The organism is Rickettsiales endosymbiont of Trichoplax sp. H2, from assembly GCF_009690945.1.
Classification (GTDB): Bacteria; Pseudomonadota; Alphaproteobacteria; order Rickettsiales; family Midichloriaceae; genus Aquirickettsia; species Aquirickettsia rohweri.
This window is the reverse complement of the sequence record NZ_NPHZ01000006.1, coordinates 1-14,944: the sequence shown is the minus strand read 5'-3', so window position 1 is coordinate 14,944 and position 14,944 is coordinate 1. Positions and strand designations below refer to the sequence as shown.

General features: G+C 26.1%; 29 protein-coding genes and 2 pseudogenes. All 31 read left to right on the top strand.

The window, feature by feature from the left end:
* Nucleotides 1–13 precede the first annotated feature (13 nt).
* The 31 genes and pseudogenes from h2es_RS06125 to h2es_RS05965 all read left to right on the top strand — a co-directional run bounded on the left by h2es_RS06125 (nucleotide 14) and on the right by h2es_RS05965 (nucleotide 14,372).
* Nucleotides 14–586: a hypothetical protein gene (locus h2es_RS06125; protein ID WP_154512346.1), complete on the top strand. Its 573-nt coding sequence runs from the start codon at nucleotides 14–16 to the stop codon at nucleotides 584–586.
* A gap of 90 nt (nucleotides 587–676) precedes the next feature.
* On the top strand, nucleotides 677–1,450 hold the full coding sequence (locus h2es_RS06120; protein ID WP_154512344.1) for a division plane positioning ATPase MipZ: 774 nt from the start codon (nucleotides 677–679) through the stop codon (nucleotides 1,448–1,450).
* 40 nt (nucleotides 1,451–1,490) lie between these two features.
* The gene (locus tag h2es_RS06115; RefSeq protein ID WP_154512342.1) at nucleotides 1,491–1,814 is read left to right on the top strand and encodes a hypothetical protein; all 324 of its coding nucleotides are present in this window, start codon (nucleotides 1,491–1,493) and stop codon (nucleotides 1,812–1,814) included.
* A 31-nt stretch (nucleotides 1,815–1,845) separates the two neighbouring features.
* Nucleotides 1,846–2,205, top strand: a complete 360-nt coding sequence (locus h2es_RS06110) for an HU family DNA-binding protein (RefSeq protein ID WP_154512340.1) — start codon at nucleotides 1,846–1,848, stop codon at nucleotides 2,203–2,205.
* A 21-nt stretch (nucleotides 2,206–2,226) separates the two neighbouring features.
* Entirely contained in the window at nucleotides 2,227–2,529 is a 303-nt protein-coding gene (locus tag h2es_RS06105) for a hypothetical protein (RefSeq protein ID WP_154512338.1), read from the top strand.
* Complete coding sequence (locus h2es_RS06100; protein WP_154512336.1) at nucleotides 2,516–2,749, top strand: hypothetical protein; 234 nt, start codon at nucleotides 2,516–2,518, stop codon at nucleotides 2,747–2,749. The genes h2es_RS06105 and h2es_RS06100 overlap by 14 nt, the downstream gene beginning before the upstream one ends.
* 2 nt (nucleotides 2,750–2,751) lie before the next feature.
* Nucleotides 2,752–3,366: a ProQ/FINO family protein gene (locus h2es_RS06095; protein WP_154512335.1), complete on the top strand. Its 615-nt coding sequence runs from the start codon at nucleotides 2,752–2,754 to the stop codon at nucleotides 3,364–3,366.
* A gap of 14 nt (nucleotides 3,367–3,380) precedes the next feature.
* Entirely contained in the window at nucleotides 3,381–3,533 is a 153-nt protein-coding gene (locus h2es_RS07730; RefSeq protein ID WP_154512334.1) for a hypothetical protein, read from the top strand.
* A 6-nt stretch (nucleotides 3,534–3,539) separates the two neighbouring features.
* The gene (locus h2es_RS07950) at nucleotides 3,540–3,749 is read left to right on the top strand and encodes a group II intron maturase-specific domain-containing protein (protein ID WP_154512332.1); all 210 of its coding nucleotides are present in this window, start codon (nucleotides 3,540–3,542) and stop codon (nucleotides 3,747–3,749) included.
* A gap of 66 nt (nucleotides 3,750–3,815) precedes the next feature.
* Nucleotides 3,816–4,055: a hypothetical protein gene (locus h2es_RS06080; RefSeq protein WP_154512330.1), complete on the top strand. Its 240-nt coding sequence runs from the start codon at nucleotides 3,816–3,818 to the stop codon at nucleotides 4,053–4,055.
* Nucleotides 4,056–4,308: 253 nt separating this feature from the next.
* Complete coding sequence (locus tag h2es_RS06075; protein WP_154512328.1) at nucleotides 4,309–4,533, top strand: hypothetical protein; 225 nt, start codon at nucleotides 4,309–4,311, stop codon at nucleotides 4,531–4,533.
* Nucleotides 4,534–4,749: 216 nt separating this feature from the next.
* Nucleotides 4,750–5,001, top strand: a complete 252-nt coding sequence (locus h2es_RS06070; RefSeq protein ID WP_154512326.1) for a hypothetical protein — start codon at nucleotides 4,750–4,752, stop codon at nucleotides 4,999–5,001.
* Between the two features lie 51 nt (nucleotides 5,002–5,052).
* On the top strand, nucleotides 5,053–5,424 hold the full coding sequence (locus h2es_RS06065) for a DUF4113 domain-containing protein (protein ID WP_154512324.1): 372 nt from the start codon (nucleotides 5,053–5,055) through the stop codon (nucleotides 5,422–5,424).
* A 31-nt stretch (nucleotides 5,425–5,455) separates the two neighbouring features.
* On the top strand, nucleotides 5,456–5,779 hold the full coding sequence (locus h2es_RS06060) for a WGR domain-containing protein (RefSeq protein WP_154512322.1): 324 nt from the start codon (nucleotides 5,456–5,458) through the stop codon (nucleotides 5,777–5,779).
* Nucleotides 5,780–5,877: 98 nt separating this feature from the next.
* Complete coding sequence (locus tag h2es_RS06055) at nucleotides 5,878–6,051, top strand: hypothetical protein (protein WP_154512320.1); 174 nt, start codon at nucleotides 5,878–5,880, stop codon at nucleotides 6,049–6,051.
* 117 nt (nucleotides 6,052–6,168) lie between these two features.
* A pseudogene (locus h2es_RS07945) lies at nucleotides 6,169–6,826 on the top strand (ISAzo13 family transposase).
* On the top strand, nucleotides 6,804–6,992 hold the full coding sequence (locus tag h2es_RS07940; RefSeq protein WP_369122804.1) for an ISAzo13-like element transposase-related protein: 189 nt from the start codon (nucleotides 6,804–6,806) through the stop codon (nucleotides 6,990–6,992). Before h2es_RS07945 ends, h2es_RS07940 begins: the two are co-directional and overlap by 23 nt.
* Nucleotides 6,993–7,363: 371 nt before the next feature.
* Nucleotides 7,364–7,984, top strand: a complete 621-nt coding sequence (locus tag h2es_RS06030) for a DUF7689 domain-containing protein (protein ID WP_154512314.1) — start codon at nucleotides 7,364–7,366, stop codon at nucleotides 7,982–7,984.
* A 9-nt stretch (nucleotides 7,985–7,993) separates the two neighbouring features.
* Nucleotides 7,994–8,509 (top strand): hypothetical protein, encoded by a 516-nt coding sequence (locus h2es_RS06025; RefSeq protein WP_154512313.1) that lies wholly within the window; start codon nucleotides 7,994–7,996, stop codon nucleotides 8,507–8,509.
* A gap of 181 nt (nucleotides 8,510–8,690) precedes the next feature.
* Nucleotides 8,691–8,933: a hypothetical protein gene (locus tag h2es_RS06020; RefSeq protein ID WP_230204278.1), complete on the top strand. Its 243-nt coding sequence runs from the start codon at nucleotides 8,691–8,693 to the stop codon at nucleotides 8,931–8,933.
* Between the two features lie 96 nt (nucleotides 8,934–9,029).
* The gene (locus h2es_RS06015; protein WP_154512309.1) at nucleotides 9,030–9,233 is read left to right on the top strand and encodes a hypothetical protein; all 204 of its coding nucleotides are present in this window, start codon (nucleotides 9,030–9,032) and stop codon (nucleotides 9,231–9,233) included.
* Nucleotides 9,234–9,244: 11 nt separating this feature from the next.
* Nucleotides 9,245–9,376 carry a cold shock domain-containing protein gene (locus h2es_RS06010; protein WP_154512307.1) on the top strand — a complete coding sequence of 44 codons (132 nt, stop codon included), beginning with the start codon at nucleotides 9,245–9,247 and terminating at the stop codon, nucleotides 9,374–9,376.
* A 38-nt stretch (nucleotides 9,377–9,414) separates the two neighbouring features.
* Nucleotides 9,415–9,693 (top strand): HU family DNA-binding protein, encoded by a 279-nt coding sequence (locus h2es_RS06005; RefSeq protein WP_154512305.1) that lies wholly within the window; start codon nucleotides 9,415–9,417, stop codon nucleotides 9,691–9,693.
* A gap of 15 nt (nucleotides 9,694–9,708) precedes the next feature.
* Entirely contained in the window at nucleotides 9,709–9,843 is a 135-nt protein-coding gene (locus h2es_RS07830) for a hypothetical protein (RefSeq protein ID WP_268258914.1), read from the top strand.
* 46 nt (nucleotides 9,844–9,889) lie between these two features.
* On the top strand, nucleotides 9,890–10,045 hold the full coding sequence (locus h2es_RS06000; RefSeq protein WP_154512303.1) for a hypothetical protein: 156 nt from the start codon (nucleotides 9,890–9,892) through the stop codon (nucleotides 10,043–10,045).
* Nucleotides 10,046–10,054: 9 nt separating this feature from the next.
* Nucleotides 10,055–10,495, top strand: a complete 441-nt coding sequence (locus tag h2es_RS07935; RefSeq protein WP_154512459.1) for a ProQ/FINO family protein — start codon at nucleotides 10,055–10,057, stop codon at nucleotides 10,493–10,495.
* The gene (locus h2es_RS05990; RefSeq protein WP_154512301.1) at nucleotides 10,492–10,734 is read left to right on the top strand and encodes a CDGSH iron-sulfur domain-containing protein; all 243 of its coding nucleotides are present in this window, start codon (nucleotides 10,492–10,494) and stop codon (nucleotides 10,732–10,734) included. Before h2es_RS07935 ends, h2es_RS05990 begins: the two co-directional genes overlap by 4 nt.
* Before the next feature lie 15 nt (nucleotides 10,735–10,749).
* Nucleotides 10,750–11,760, top strand: a complete 1,011-nt coding sequence (gene sohB / locus h2es_RS05985; RefSeq protein ID WP_154512299.1) for a protease SohB — start codon at nucleotides 10,750–10,752, stop codon at nucleotides 11,758–11,760.
* A gap of 246 nt (nucleotides 11,761–12,006) precedes the next feature.
* Nucleotides 12,007–12,921, top strand: a pseudogene (locus h2es_RS07720) (DnaA ATPase domain-containing protein); the annotation flags it as partial.
* Nucleotides 12,895–13,476: a helix-turn-helix domain-containing protein gene (locus h2es_RS08195; RefSeq protein ID WP_462687175.1), complete on the top strand. Its 582-nt coding sequence runs from the start codon at nucleotides 12,895–12,897 to the stop codon at nucleotides 13,474–13,476. The pseudogene h2es_RS07720 and the gene h2es_RS08195, both read left to right, overlap by 27 nt.
* Before the next feature lie 719 nt (nucleotides 13,477–14,195).
* On the top strand, nucleotides 14,196–14,372 hold the full coding sequence (locus tag h2es_RS05965) for a hypothetical protein (protein ID WP_154512293.1): 177 nt from the start codon (nucleotides 14,196–14,198) through the stop codon (nucleotides 14,370–14,372).
* Nucleotides 14,373–14,944 lie beyond the last annotated feature (572 nt).

Genomic DNA, 14,944 nt, shown 5'->3' with positions numbered 1-14,944 from the left:
GAGGGTTATTTATATGGCAGTAATACCAAATGCAGTATCAATGCAAGAAGTAACAGAGATAATGGCTAAAACACTAAAAGAATTACATAAATTAATAGAAGCAAAGGATAATAATCCAAAAGAAAAGATGGTTTTAATGATGAGCTATACGATGGGCTTAGTAATACAGATAAAAGAAAAATTAGAAACTTTAGAAAGTGGATTAGGAGATGAATATATAAATTCAATAAATCTAGCAGTAGGAAATAACGGAGAGGGAGTAAAAACAGTAGAGAAGATGGTAAATGGAGATCCGGCAATAAATGAGTCAGCATCTGGATTAAACCCAAATGACTTACCAGGTGCAGTTAATTTTTTAAGTAATAGAATAAATAAAGCTATACACAAAAGTTTTGAGGATATGCCAATTGCTTTAAAAAATGAAGTTACCTTACTTCATTCATTATGTACGGTAATTACAAACACATTAATTGGAGTGAGTAATGGAAATCCCAATCAGTTAATTGAAGAATTTGCAAAAAATATGAAAATAATTGCAGATAAAAATAAGGAAACAAAATATTCTGAGCAATTCACGATGAATTAATTAAAGCCTGGAAAAATAGAATAAAAGCTTGTTATAAATTTGCTAGTAGTAGAATTAAGAATATATGATTAATAAATTCCAGAAGAATAAATGGGGAAAGTAATAGTATTTGGTAATGAAAAAGGTGGCTCTGGAAAAACAACAGTAGCATTCCATATAGCGACAGTTTTGCTTAAGAAATCAAAAAGAGTGTTAATCATAGATGCCGATATACGTCAAAAATCATGTACAAGATATTTAGAAAATAGAAAGCAAGCAATAGAAAAAGATAAGTTAAAACTAGAATTGCCATATATACTTGATATAAAAGAAGAGTTTATTATAGAAGGAGAGGGAGAAAAATTAGAAAAAATAATAGAAGAAAAGAAAAAAGAATTTGATTTTATAATAGTAGATACACCAGGCAATTATACTAAGTTAAGCAAGGTACTGCATGAGCAAGCAGATATAATAGTAACGCCAATCAATGATAGTTTTATAGATGTAGATTTATTAGGCCAAGTAGATAGTGATGATCTAACAAATTCAAAAGCAGGTGTTTATAGCAATATGATATTTGATTGTAAAAAACAAAAAGCTATAAAGCATAAAAAAGAAATAAAATGGTATGTACTCAGAAATAGAATATCCAGTATAAGCACAATAAATATGAATAAAATATCAAAAGCTGTGAACAAATTATCAAAAAAGTATGGATTTGAGGTAATAACAGGCTTTGGAGATAGAGTCATATTTAAAGAGTTATTTTTAGATGGGCTAACATTAAGTGATGTAGGGATAAGTCCAAAAGTAAAAATGAATTTATCGACAGTAGCAGCTAGAAGTGAGCTAAGAGAAATAATAAGTAGGATAAATATCGAATAGTGTAATAAATAGAAAGATTATTTAAATTTAAAATCATACCATGGTTAAAAACAAATTATTACCAGATATACGACCTGAAAAATGGCGTAGATATAATTTTGAATCAAAAGATATGTATTATTCTGTTATTCTTCAACAAGATTTGTTTCATGAGTGGAATATAATAAAAATATCAACGGCTAAAAGTGATAAAACTGGCAACATGTCTATAGAATCATGTTTTTCCTACGAAGACGGGCAAAACAAAATAGAGAAAATAAAGAAGATAAGAAGATCAAGAAAATATATTTTAAAAAATACAAATACACAAATATTGGGTTTAAACTTTGAAAAGATTGGCTTAATTGTTGGGAACATGGTATAAATTAATATTTAATTATTTAATAAATAAAAACATGAATAAAGAAGATTTTATAAAACTACTTGCTGCAAAAGTTGGTAGCTCAGCATCCGAAGCTAACAAATGGTTTAAAGCTGTTACTGATACTATAGGAGATGCAGTACAAAAAACAGATGAATTAAGATTTGTGGGATTTGGATCATTTAAATCAAAGATTAGAAAAGCATCGGATGTAAAGACTCCTAGAGGGGAAACAGTACATGTTCCTGAAAAGAGAGTAGTGAGTTTTTCAGTAGGTAGCGAATTAAAAGAAAAAGCATTAACAAAGATTGATTCTGAAGCTGATGATAGTAAAAAAGCTGCAGCAAAAAAGTCAACTACAAAGCCTAAAAAAGTAAGCAAGGCAAAGAAATAGTAATTTAAAAGATTATAAGCTATGGAGTTATGGTCAAAAGCATCTTATATAGAAGAGATAAAAGATGCTTTTAAAAAGAGGTATGTTAATTTAAAATCTAGAATGAAACAAGAGGGTAATCTTTCATTGGGTTTAAAACAAGGAGCGGTCAAATATATAAAAGAGATGACAGCTCATGCTGATCAGCATTATTATGGAGTAAAAAGTTTAATACAAAAAGCTCCAAAAAATGATAGGGTTGCCAATCAAATTGAGCGCAGCATGAGATCTATAAGAGGTTACAGAGAAAAAATATATAAATTATGTGGTTATGATGATAGATAATAAAGAGCAAGATCATAAAGTTAATTCTAAAGAAAAAAAGAAGTTTGTGCCTAAAAAATATCCTAGGCCATGGGAGATAGAGTTAACAGAAGAACAACGTAAAAACCTAAGCAAGCAAATAGAAGAAGATACTAAGCACTATAAAGACCTTGGGAAGAGAATTGCCGAAGATAAATCTAATCAAGAACTATATGACAAAATAAAAAATAAGTTGAAATAGTAATGACTCAAGAATTAAAAGTTGGTAAAAAGCCAGAAGTAGATAATAATAAAATAAAGGCTAACAAACAAAAAGACAATATAATATCTACACAAAAATATGAAGAAGTTTTGAATGAACTTTCAGCTAAATATCCAAAATTATTTAATAAAGAAGAAGTAAAGTTACTTAAAGTTGGAATAAGACAAGATATAATTGGTGTAGGTGGTTTAACAATAACAAAATCACAATTATCTAAATTTCTAAAAGTATATTGTACTGGTCGCGAATATAAGAAGCTTCATATAGAAAATGCAAAAAGATATGACTTAGAGGGTAATGAATCAGGAGTTGTAACAAAAGAGCATATAGAAGGTCTTATTAAAGTTAGAGAAGAAGCAAAGAAAAAATGGGGATTGAAAAAACAAAAAAAGATAGAATGGGCTAAAAAACAAAAGGAGCAAAATAATAATGCTAAGGATGAAAGAAATAGCACTAGTAAAAATCAAAAAAGCAGTTCTCATTCAAAAACAAATACTGATACAAAAGTAGTAAAGCCAGATGTTACTCAAGATAACGACGTAGCTAATATAAAATCTACCAATAGCAGTAAGCTAAGATTAGGGCTAAAGAAATAAAGGATTGCAGATTAATGATAGAATCATGTAAAAAGCAAATAGAGCAAGCAGATAAAAACAGAAGATACCATATCATGAAAATACATTATCACAATCTACAAAATGAAATCAGGAAAAATCAAATAAAGCATTTAAACATTGAAATTGAAGATAGAATATTGAAATGAGCTAAATTGCTGGTTAAACATTCAAAGAACTCAATAAAGAGGTTTTTAAACATAATTAGAAATTTGATAAAAAGTAGAAAAACGGTTGAAGCATATCAATTAATAGGAGAGCTAAATCCTAAAATATCTAGGTGGGCTAACTATTATAAATATGTGGTAAGCAATAGGATATTTGGGTATGTGGATGATTGCATATACAGGTGTATAGCGAAATAGGCAAGAAGAAGGCAAAATAATAAAAACAAATATTGGATAGCAAAGAAATATTTTTGCAGAAAGGGTTTGTCAAATTGGGTATTCTTCGGCGCACATACAAATAGTAAAGGGCAGAAAATTGAGAATACTCTTAAGAAAATGAGGTTTACTCCAATTAGACGTCATGTGAAAATTAAGAAGAAAGCGAGGTTATATGATCCACAATTTTCAGAAGATTTTGCAAATAGAAAGCAAAAGAGAGATGAAAAGTTATATCATAGTTATCAAACTTCTGCACTTAAGCTATTTGGAATGGAAGTCTATTGATTAAAACCAACTGCTTGGTCTTAATAATTGGCTGCAAAGAGGCTTGAACCGTATAAATAATGGTGTATATATAAATATATTTACTGTATTGCTATTAAGTAAAGTTATTAATTACTAGGAAAAATAAGAAAACCTAGGTTTTCTAATGTTTAGTGATTAAATATATAACTTAATAAATTATTGGTAATTATAAAATACTTTGCAATTGAAGATATTGTGATTAGTATAATATTTAATGAGTAATTAGAAAATAATGACTAAAAATGCGAAGCAAAAGTTAGAGGGAGAAATATTTCATCTTAGAGATAAACATACTAATTTAAAATCTAAAATTAAAGAATTAGAAATAGATATCAAAAATAATATAATAGATGAGCTTACGGGGATAAAATTATCACTATTCAAAAAAGAGAAATTAAGAATTAAAGATTTAATAGAAAGTAAAGAGCGAGTATTAAAATCTCAACTCAATTTATAGTTAGAAATATTATTGATATTAATAAAAGTTATTTGATGAATTACCAAGTGTAATTTATGAAGTATGAGTTATTTAATAATAAGCATTAAGTGTGAGGGAAAATATATGCTATTTTTTAGAAACTTTATAAATAAAAATAATTTTTTTATTACTATTTAAGTTGAATATTTAGTATTAAAATAATAGAATCAACATAAACAATTTATTATTTAAATAATGAATAAAAAAGCAATATCAAGAAAAATAAATTCTTTAGAAAAAAAGAAAAAAGAAATAGCAAAAAAGATATTAGAATTAAAAAATAAAGAAGATAAAAAAGAGAAAGAAGTAGAAGTAAAAAAGAAAATGATAATAGGAGATTATTTTTTAAATAAATATAAGAAAGAAAATAAGTTGAATGAATTACAAGATTTATTAGATAAATATTTAACTAAAAAAAGAGAGCGTAGAATATTTAATCTTAATTAATAATTATTAATTAAAATTTATATAATTTTTAAAAATAAAAATGATAAAAAAATGAAAATGAGTTCAGGAAATATAAAAAACAATAACAAAATAAATCAAAAAGATTTATTTAATCCAGAATTATTTTTAACTATTGATAAAATTAATAAAAGGTTTGGCAAAGATGCAATTGGATATGGTAGTGATAAAAGTGATTATAAATTAACAAAAGTTTTAGAAAGTACAAATGTTAATATATTAAAGAAAAATGCAAATGATTTACTTAAGAAATATCAAAAAATAGATAGAGAGATTATTTTATATTCTAAAGCTAAGAAGAGTAACGCTAATGTATATAAAATAAAATTATTAAAAAAAGAGAAAGAAAGGATAAGAAAAATATATATAGAGATAAGGCAAAAGGTATTAAGTATTAGTAGCTAGGGTAATAAGTAAATTAAAATGATTACACATCATGAATATAAAGAATCAATTACCAGCAATAGAATCAATCAAATGGAAAAGATATAAATTTGAATCAGAGAATAGATATTATGTAATAATACTCCAACAAAACTTATTTCATGAGTGGAGTATAATAAAATATTATGGTGGTAAATTTAATAAATTAGGAAATATGAAAATTGAAATTTGCGATTCATATGAGGATGCTCAAAATAAGATTGAAAAATTGCAAAATAAAAGAAAGTCTAGGAAGTATATTTTGAAGAATACAAAAAAAGGAAAGCTTGGAATTAATTTTGAAAAGACTAACTTATTTACTGGAAATATGGTATGACTATAGGAACGTGCATGAAATAAAATATACATCTTTAAACTTTGATTTTTTATGATATCTTTTAAGATAAGTGTTTTTATTGAATAAATATGAAGTTTATGCAAAAATATAACAAAAAAATAGAAGATCAAATGGTTGCGTTTTATAATAATTTGCAAGAAAAAGATAAACGACATTATGCAGTTATTGAAGCAATAAAACTTGGATATGGTGGCATCAAATATATATCTAGTCTATTGTCATGTACTAGGAAACTATTTACAAAGCTATAGATGAGCTCAAAGAAAACAATCTTTTGTCTTCGAGTCGTTCTAGGAATAAAGGTGCTGGTAGAAAAAATTGTTTAGAAGAAAATAAACACATAATAGAAGAAGCTTTTTTAAAATGTAATTGATAAACATATTGCAGGAGACCCTATAAATTCAAATATCAGATGGCTTAAGATCACAAAGCTGGAAATAGTTGAGTTAATGGAAAAAGAAGGGGTAAAGATTAGCCGTAATATAGTTACAAAATTGTTTAAAAAGCATCATTTTGTAAAAAGAAAAATGCAAGGAAAGTTAGCTTGTGGTTATTTTATTGATCGAGAAATTCAATTTAAAATAACAACCAAAAAATTAAATAAATTTAAAAATCAGATAATCCCATAATTAGTATTGATACTAAGAAAAAAGAGCTATTAGGACAAATTTATAGAAATGGGAAAGTATATTGTACCAAAGCTCTTGAAGTATACGACCATACTACTGATATCATTACAGTTACAGACGGGACAGTAATACCACATGGGATTTATGATATAAAACAAAATAAGGCCTATGTTAACACTGGAACTACTCATGAAACAGCAAAGTTTCTATATGATTCACTAAGGATTTGGTGGGAAAAACAAGGCAAAAAAGATTATCCTAATGCTGAGAATTATTAATTTTTTGCGATGCAGGTGGTGCTAATTCTTGGAGGATATATGTATTTAAAGTGGAATTACAAAAACTTAGTACAGATATAAAGTTAAAGATTAACTATTTTTCATTACCCTCCATATAGTTCAAAATGGAATCCAATTGAGCATAAAGTTTTTCCTCATATTGCACGTGTTATGGATGGAGTAATTTTAAGAACACATGATCAAGTTCGAAAACTTATTGAAAACACAAAAACTAAAACAGGACTTAGAGTAACAGCTAATATAATGATACATTCTAACATATAGGGATTGAAACAGCTAAAAAGCTTTTGGATAATATTAATATAAAATACGATAAAGTTATACCAGAATTAAATTATTCTATATGCCCTAAAGTACACCTATTTAACACATTCTAATTACAGGAGAAGCATAACCCTAAAGAGATACATAAATGAATCACTTATTGCATATTAACGTTTTATAAGTTACAATACGTATGTATAATTTTTTATCGATCATTTATTAGTTTTTTAAAAATACAGATTTTAACAGGTACCTAACTGATAAAGAAAAAAGTATTTTTACTACAATTAATCCAAATACTAATTATTTATATTTCCCACAAGCCAATACAGATGATATAAAGTTTTTAACCAAAGGTGGTAAATATACAAATGATGCTAACTTTTTTATGCGAACAATATCATTGCATAGGACAAGACCCTTTAATCCATTTGTATAATAAGGGCACAGGAGATTATATATCACAACTTAGCCATTATAATCCTAAAACGATAAAGAATATATGTAATAATGAGAAATTTGAATGTATTATTGATGTTCAATACTATGCTACATATAATTGCATAGGATGGGCAATAGGAGTAACAAAGTGGGTTAATCCTTCCGATATAACCGCATATGCTAAAGGAGGATTATCTATAACTGAAGTAATTAATTCATTTTTAGATGATAAAGCTAAGTTATATGCAAAGTCATCTTCTAATATATTACATATAGTAGATGATCTTAATTCACTATCTGATAACAATGTAAAATTGGATAACAATACAGTCGCTTTTTATTTTGATAATAACAATAAATTTCTTCATGGCGCAAGGTATGTAGAAACTTTATTAGAAACTGAAATGATAAATAGATGGACTTTTAAATTAGGACAATCAATTTTAATATCGCATGAACTTGATGATCTTAGAGGAGAATATTCTTTATATGGTGATAATATTGCATATGCAGTATTAATAACTAAAGATCAAGGTCATGGTGAATTATAGGAGGTATTTATGACAAATGAAAAAGGAGCTGCGAACAAAATAGCGGTATTAGCAGCAAAAGCATTAAAACTACAAGAAATGAAAGAATTTCAATCTAAATATGCTGAAGTAATAAAAGCTTACCAAGAATCTCCATTGGCACTTTTATCTACTATCAATATAAATGAATTGAATGAATTTCAGGAATGGAAACAGCATTTATTAGATAATAAAGATAAAACCATTCCTATGATTATATCAAAAATGCTTAAAGGAGATATTTTTGCTTTTAGTATTTATAAAGAATTAACACCACATATCATTGATTATGATATGGTGCACCATAACAAAGATATGAATCAAGAATTACAATATTATGGTGGTGCTGAAGATGGGTTAGCTATAATAAATGCTCGACATTGGTTAGGAACAAAGGATGCGGTAGAAGTGTTTGCTCAATTTACTGATGGTAAAAATATAGAATGTGAGGTTAATGAAATGTTAAATATTAATAACGAATTCATAGATTGCATACATAATTTTTAACGTTCTAAGAAAAATTCTTAATCCATAATAATTATTTTATACATCATATTTAAAAGTGATTTATTTTTACAAAATTTATCAAAAGCAAAATAACTTAGCTTTTGATAATATTTTTGTAATCCCCTGTATTTGTTAAGGAAAACTCAATTCCTTTAAGAAGAATATTAATAAAAATTAAAAGATGTCTATTTTATTTCATGCACGTTCCTATAATTTTAATGATATTATGGATAAAGTAGAATTTATAGAATTATTAAAAAACAATACCCTTGATATGATAAACAAAGCATTTGAGTATACTACCCAATCTATTATACCTGATATGTATATGGGTAAGAATGAGTTAGTAGTTTTTGGTTTGATAGTATTAATAGTAATATTTTATTATATTACAACTCATAAAAACAGTAATAAAAGTAAATAATTCAGAGTTTTTATAGTATAGTGCCTAATAATTACTGGCTTTTTTCCAAGAGTTAATGGTATAAGAGATTAATAATTAATTATATTAATTTAAATTATGAAACAAAAAAGTATAACAACAATATTTACAGCATTATTAATAATGGCAATGTTCGTAAGCTTAGTATCAAATGCATGTGAGAAGCATAACAGTAATAAACAAGCTAAAAGGTCTAGTCAGATTATTGATGATGAAGGAGACGAAGATGTAGATGTAGAGGATCATAACGAAGAAGATGAAACAGATAATGAATCAACATAGTTATAAAGAAAATGAAACATACATGGTTTAATGCTGAAAAAGGATATGGATTTATATCATCAGAGGATTTAAAAAAAGATGTATTTATACATATATCGGCATTAAAAGAAGCAGGGTTAAATATTTTAACAATAAAGTTTTAAACAATAATAAATAAGGTAATATAAAAAAGGAGCAATGAATGAATAAGCAAGAATTTTTAGCAAAGTTATCAAAGAAAAAAGGAAGTACAATAACAGAAGCAGATAAGTGGCTTAAGTCAGTATTTGAAACAATAGGAGAAGCAATACAAGAGACAGATGAATTAAGATTTATAGGCTTTGGAACATTTAAAGTGACTGTAAGCAAAGCGAGGGATGTAAAAACACCGAAGGGAGAAATAGTGCATGTACCTGCAAAAAGAGTAGTAAGGTTTGCAGTAGGTAGCGAGTTAAAATCAAAAGCTGAAAGTAAGAAATAGGCATTTATCATGTTAATGAACATAGAGTTCAATGCTAGATTAACTCATATAGAAGAAGTAAAGGAATATTTAAGGAAAATGGTAGAAGAGGAAACCAAGCTTTATAAGGGACTTAGCAAAAGAATAGATCAGGATAGTTCTGGGGAATGATCATAAAAATAAACTCAAAAAATAAAAATTGATATTAGATATAGCAATGACTAAAGAAATAAAAAATACGGAAGAATTAGAAACTAACAATAATAAAACAAAAATAGAAAATAAAAAGAGTAATATAATATCACCTGAGAGGTATGAAGAAGTTTATAATAAGCTATCTAGTAAATATCCAAAGTTATTTAATAAGCAGTAAGTTAAATTACTGAAAACAGGAATAAGAAAAGAGATAATAGCAGATGGAAATTTAAAAATAACCAAATCACAATTAGCTAAATTTCTAAAAGTATATTGTACTAGTAGTAAATATAAAGAACTTCATGTAGAAAACGCAAAGAGATATGATTTAGAGGGTAATGAAGCAGGAGTTGTTACAAAAGAGCAAATAGAAGGTCTTGTTAAGTTAAGAGAAGAGACAAGGAAGAAACGAGAATTAAAAAAACAAAGGTATGAAAAATTAGCTAAGAAGCAAGAGGAAAAAAATAATAGCGCTAAAGTTAAAAATAAAAGTATTAGTAAAGATCAACAAGGAAGTACTTATTCAAAGACAAATAATGATAGGAAAGTAAGAAAGGCAATTATTACTCAAGATAACATAGGTAATTTTATAAATAATGTGAAATCAAAATTGGGGTTAAAAAGATGAAGAGTCCAGCAATAAGAGTAGCAGTAGATGCAGGTAAAACATATTATTGGTGTAGTTGCGGTTTAAGCAGTAAGCAGCCATTTTGTGATGGCAGCCATAAAGATGACGAACAAGGAAGAAAGCCAATAGAATATACTGCTATTTCAGATAGGTTTATATCATTTTGTACATGTAAAGAAACAGATTTACCACCTTTATGTGATGGTTCACATAGGAAAAATAAAGAAACAGGAAAGTAACATAGAAAATATTGGATGGCTAAATTTATTAGAGATTACTTATTATTCATTCTTAAATCTGCAACAATTATTTTATTGTTTTTTGGTGTTAGTTTAATTTTTGCAAGCTTTGGAGATAAAAGTAAAAACAAAGATATTGGCTCTTTAATAATTAAGGATTTAAGAAATCAATATTACGATATCAAAAATGAAATGATAAATAATATATACACTAAAACTGAAGCAGAAAAGCTAACTACTGATATTAAGAATAGTGAAATAGAAAAAAAAGGTAGAACCTTTGTGATTAAATTTGATGGAGATATACAAGCAAAAGCAGTAGATTCATTAAAAAAGGAAATAACTGCTATTTTATCTATAGCAGATCATAAAGATAATGTAGTTTTAATGTTAGAGTCACCAGGTGGTACTGTTAATGGATATGGATTAGCAGCATCTGAACTTGAAAGATTAACTGCAAAAGGGTTGTATTTAACTGTATTAGTTGACAAAGTTGCAGCAAGTGGTGGTTATATGATGGCAGTAATAGCTGATAAAATAATTGCGGCACCTTTTGCAATAATAGGATCTATTGGGGTATTAGTTGAAAGTCCTAATTTTAATGAGTTATTAGAAAAAAGGGGGGTGAAATATGAACAAATTACTTCAGGAAAATACAAAAAGACGATAAGTATATTAGGTAAAAATACAGAAGAAGGACGTCAGAAAGTAAAAGAAGAATTAAATCAAATACATAGAGTATTCAAGTCATTAATAAAAAAACAACGTCCAAATATTGATATAGAGAAGATATCAACAGGAGAGTTTTGGTTAGGTACTCAAGCTAAAGAATTAGGGTTAGTTTATGCTACAATGACTAGTACTAATTATTTAACTTCTTTATATCAAGAAAACAAAAATGTATATTTAATTAAGTATGAAAGAAAAGTACCATTTGCAGAAAAGTTAATTAACTCTATTGGAGTAGTAAAGAATATGATAAATCAAGATAATATATCTTCTACTATACCCATGCTTAAGAATTAAAAAGTAAATTAAAATCTATAATTTATATTTATAAATTAATTCTTCAAAATATTTTTATGAGAAGTTCTGGAGTTAAAAAGAGTCAAGAAATATATTAACAAAATATTCAATTATTTTACTTTACTGTATAGAAAATAATCCTAATATAGTAATTCAAATACAAACATTATAGATTCGTTTTAAAGCTGCAATATAGGGCTTTGCAGTTAGTGATTAGTTATTGTCTATTTTTAATAAATAAAGTATATGCAGTTATCTTCAGTATTAAATTCAAATACAATTAATCAAGATAAATTTACAATAAAAAAAGAATTAGAATATTCATCTAAAAGTATATGGCTAAATATTTTAGATAAATTAAAACTATCTGATAATCAAAATATAGAATTAAGAAATATATTAGAAAATGCAAAGTTTTTAGAGATAAAAACCAATATTTTATATTTCTCAGTAAAAGATAATTTTGATAGAGAAACATTAGTTAGGAATTATTTTTTTCTTATGAAAAAAACTGCTGTCAGTATTGATAGAAATATTAAAATGTTATCTATTTCTGTGGAGAATAGTATTAGAGTAGATAATGATAACAATCAACTTATTAAAGCAAATGAAACATCTTTCTATAAAAATGAAAAGCTAGGAATTAACACAAATAATATATTTACTAAGGCGAATTCAAAACATACATTTGCAAACTATGTGATAGGGGAATCTAATCAAGTTGCATATAAAGTCTCTAAAAATATTGCTGATGGTAATATAAATTATAGTCATAGTAATGTATTTTATATCCATTCACATGTAGGAATGGGAAAGACACATTTATTACAATCTATTGTTAATGAAATAAGCAATACTAGTATCAAAAGGAATGATGATAAGAATAGCAGTGTTTGTAAATGTAGAGCTGGATATTTAAGTGCAGAAAGATTTATGTATAATTTTGTAAGTGCAGTTAAATCAAATAGTTTGTTTGAATTAAGGAGTAAAATAAATGAATTGGATATATTTTTAATAGATGACTTATAATTTATATGTGGTAAAGAAAGTACACAAAAGGAATTTGCTTATATATTGAATTCTTTTATTGAATCAGGGAAAAAAGTAGTTATAGCATCAAGTGTACCTTGTCATATGTTGGAACTTAACGATGAGAAAACAAAATCAATACTTAGATCAAGTAATACAATTTATATAGACCCCTGTGATTATGAATTACGTTTAAAAATATTAAATCATCATAATGAAAGAAATGATATTAAGTTTGAAGAAAATATACTGAAATTAATAGCAGAAAAAGTTACAACAAGTATTAGAGAATTAGAAGCAGGAATAAATAATCTCAAGATTTATTTAAGTGTATCTCAAAAGAATTCAACAACTGAAAATATATGTAAATATATTCAAAACTATATAAGAAGTAGTAATAAAAAAATAAGTCAAACTGGTATAATGAATGCTGTTGCAAAATACTATAGAATAGCGCTGACAGATATAATCTCCAAAAAAAGAAATAGAAAGTTGGTGATAGGTAGACAAATAATAGCTTATCTAAGTAAGGAGTTAACAACAAATAGTCTTAAAGTAATAGGTAATAAAATAGGAGACAGAGATCATTCAACTATTTTATATTATATTAATAAACTTGAAGAATTGATGAAAAAGGATAATCAAATCATTGAGGATGTTAGTACTATTAGAAGTTCAATAACATAATTATGCTTTATAACTATATAAAAATTATAGCATATAGAAATATTAGATATAAAAATTTTAGTAGATAGTTATTTTATAAAATACTTTTAGTAACTTCAAATATATCAACAAAATTTCTGTTCCTGCTGATTATTATATAGAGGATGCTATTGATCTAAATAAACAAAATCTCTAATGGGAAGTAAAATTTTATTGAAAAGAAGGCATTGTCAGTAATCAAATTCCTATACAAAAAACCATGGCTTTTTGTATAACTTCAAGAGCACTAAAACAATTATTCCCATATTGGTATTAGATAATAATTATTATAAAATTTAGTATTAGAATGTTGTGAATTGTTGCTTTTAGCACTTTAAAATTATTTTGGATTAAATACTCAGATGCAAGTAATCTTTAAAAGCTTGGTTTGAAATTGTAAAAGCTAGTATTTGAGAAAAATCTAATGATATAAAATTAAAGGTAATAAATATAGATTGATAGTAAGTATAAAATATTTATATTAGATTTATAGGTATGCATGTTGAATATAATAAAATAGATGCCATTATAGTAAGAAATAATTAATTAATAATCTAAAATTCTATGGAGCTTGGTATTAAATTGTCAATCATTGAAGATATAAAAGAAGATATCCAAAAGTGTTATAATAATTTAAAAAGAGAGCTAAAAAATAATGGTAATATAGCAATAAGCAAAGAGCTATCTGTTATGCAAACGATATGCTTAATGATGCTAACAATCAATTACTTGAGATAAAGCAGCAAATAAAAGTGGTTAGTAAAACAGATAGAGTTTCTAAACAAATTGTTCGTAACATGAGATCTATTGAAAAATATAAGAATAAAATACTAAAATATAAGTTTGTAAGAATAATTTTAGGTGCTTTCTATAACTAATTTATAACATAAATTATCTTTACACATATAATTATTTTTTCTTCTTTCTATATTAACTGAATGCTATAAAAATAGCATTAGAAATTATAAAAGAAGTGGGATTGGAGGGTAGAGAAAAAAAGTAGATCCACTAGTGAGTTATCTAAAATGCCAAATGTAGATGTTTTTGGTGAATAAATTTTTAAATTCAGAAAAGGTAATTAGGTTTAGTTGCTATTATTTTTAATAGCTAATTTCATTTTAGCTTCTCTCTATTTTCTATCGACACATTTTTATTATCTCCCAATGAATAAGTGATTTATTTATAATATTTAGTATTAAAAAATATTAATTATTGGATCTTTAGGTCTCATATCAGTAAAAACTAACAACCTTTGTTCACAGTTCTTATTTTACCAAATGACAAAGTTTTATCATATGGATCTATATAAAAAAACTTGCAAATAAAAAAGAAGAAAGTTAGCATTAGGCCTAAGGGTAGGGAAGTTGAGAAAACGGCAAAGTATATATTAAACAAGCGGTTATATCGTTATTTCGGGCACATAGAGTTTTTTATCATTACTTTGATAAAT

What these genes read in the sequence shown, in the direction of transcription:
- h2es_RS06000 (WP_154512303.1), top strand. Translation starts at nt 9,890, where the DNA reads ATGACTAAAGAAATAAAAAATACGGAAGAATTAGAAACTAACAATAAT.
- h2es_RS06120 (WP_154512344.1), top strand. Translation starts at nt 677, where the DNA reads ATGGGGAAAGTAATAGTATTTGGTAATGAAAAAGGTGGCTCTGGAAAA.
- h2es_RS07830 (WP_268258914.1), top strand. Translation starts at nt 9,709, where the DNA reads ATGAACATAGAGTTCAATGCTAGATTAACTCATATAGAAGAAGTAAAG.
- h2es_RS07730 (WP_154512334.1), top strand. Translation starts at nt 3,381, where the DNA reads ATGATAGAATCATGTAAAAAGCAAATAGAGCAAGCAGATAAAAACAGA.
- h2es_RS06055 (WP_154512320.1), top strand. Translation starts at nt 5,878, where the DNA reads ATGCAAAAATATAACAAAAAAATAGAAGATCAAATGGTTGCGTTTTAT.
- h2es_RS06065 (WP_154512324.1), top strand. Translation starts at nt 5,053, where the DNA reads ATGAAAATGAGTTCAGGAAATATAAAAAACAATAACAAAATAAATCAA.
- h2es_RS06030 (WP_154512314.1), top strand. Translation starts at nt 7,364, where the DNA reads ATGATGCTAACTTTTTTATGCGAACAATATCATTGCATAGGACAAGAC.
- h2es_RS06020 (WP_230204278.1), top strand. Translation starts at nt 8,691, where the DNA reads ATGTCTATTTTATTTCATGCACGTTCCTATAATTTTAATGATATTATG.
- h2es_RS06060 (WP_154512322.1), top strand. Translation starts at nt 5,456, where the DNA reads ATGAATATAAAGAATCAATTACCAGCAATAGAATCAATCAAATGGAAA.
- h2es_RS06105 (WP_154512338.1), top strand. Translation starts at nt 2,227, where the DNA reads ATGGAGTTATGGTCAAAAGCATCTTATATAGAAGAGATAAAAGATGCT.
- h2es_RS05965 (WP_154512293.1), top strand. Translation starts at nt 14,196, where the DNA reads ATGCTTAATGATGCTAACAATCAATTACTTGAGATAAAGCAGCAAATA.
- h2es_RS06010 (WP_154512307.1), top strand. Translation starts at nt 9,245, where the DNA reads ATGAAACATACATGGTTTAATGCTGAAAAAGGATATGGATTTATATCA.
- h2es_RS06115 (WP_154512342.1), top strand. Translation starts at nt 1,491, where the DNA reads ATGGTTAAAAACAAATTATTACCAGATATACGACCTGAAAAATGGCGT.
- h2es_RS06110 (WP_154512340.1), top strand. Translation starts at nt 1,846, where the DNA reads ATGAATAAAGAAGATTTTATAAAACTACTTGCTGCAAAAGTTGGTAGC.
- h2es_RS06005 (WP_154512305.1), top strand. Translation starts at nt 9,415, where the DNA reads ATGAATAAGCAAGAATTTTTAGCAAAGTTATCAAAGAAAAAAGGAAGT.
- h2es_RS08195 (WP_462687175.1), top strand. Translation starts at nt 12,895, where the DNA reads ATGTTGGAACTTAACGATGAGAAAACAAAATCAATACTTAGATCAAGT.
- sohB (WP_154512299.1), top strand. Translation starts at nt 10,750, where the DNA reads ATGGCTAAATTTATTAGAGATTACTTATTATTCATTCTTAAATCTGCA.
- h2es_RS06095 (WP_154512335.1), top strand. Translation starts at nt 2,752, where the DNA reads ATGACTCAAGAATTAAAAGTTGGTAAAAAGCCAGAAGTAGATAATAAT.
- h2es_RS06075 (WP_154512328.1), top strand. Translation starts at nt 4,309, where the DNA reads ATGACTAAAAATGCGAAGCAAAAGTTAGAGGGAGAAATATTTCATCTT.
- h2es_RS05990 (WP_154512301.1), top strand. Translation starts at nt 10,492, where the DNA reads ATGAAGAGTCCAGCAATAAGAGTAGCAGTAGATGCAGGTAAAACATAT.
- h2es_RS06125 (WP_154512346.1), top strand. Translation starts at nt 14, where the DNA reads ATGGCAGTAATACCAAATGCAGTATCAATGCAAGAAGTAACAGAGATA.
- h2es_RS06070 (WP_154512326.1), top strand. Translation starts at nt 4,750, where the DNA reads ATGAATAAAAAAGCAATATCAAGAAAAATAAATTCTTTAGAAAAAAAG.
- h2es_RS06015 (WP_154512309.1), top strand. Translation starts at nt 9,030, where the DNA reads ATGAAACAAAAAAGTATAACAACAATATTTACAGCATTATTAATAATG.
- h2es_RS06100 (WP_154512336.1), top strand. Translation starts at nt 2,516, where the DNA reads ATGATGATAGATAATAAAGAGCAAGATCATAAAGTTAATTCTAAAGAA.
- h2es_RS06025 (WP_154512313.1), top strand. Translation starts at nt 7,994, where the DNA reads ATGACAAATGAAAAAGGAGCTGCGAACAAAATAGCGGTATTAGCAGCA.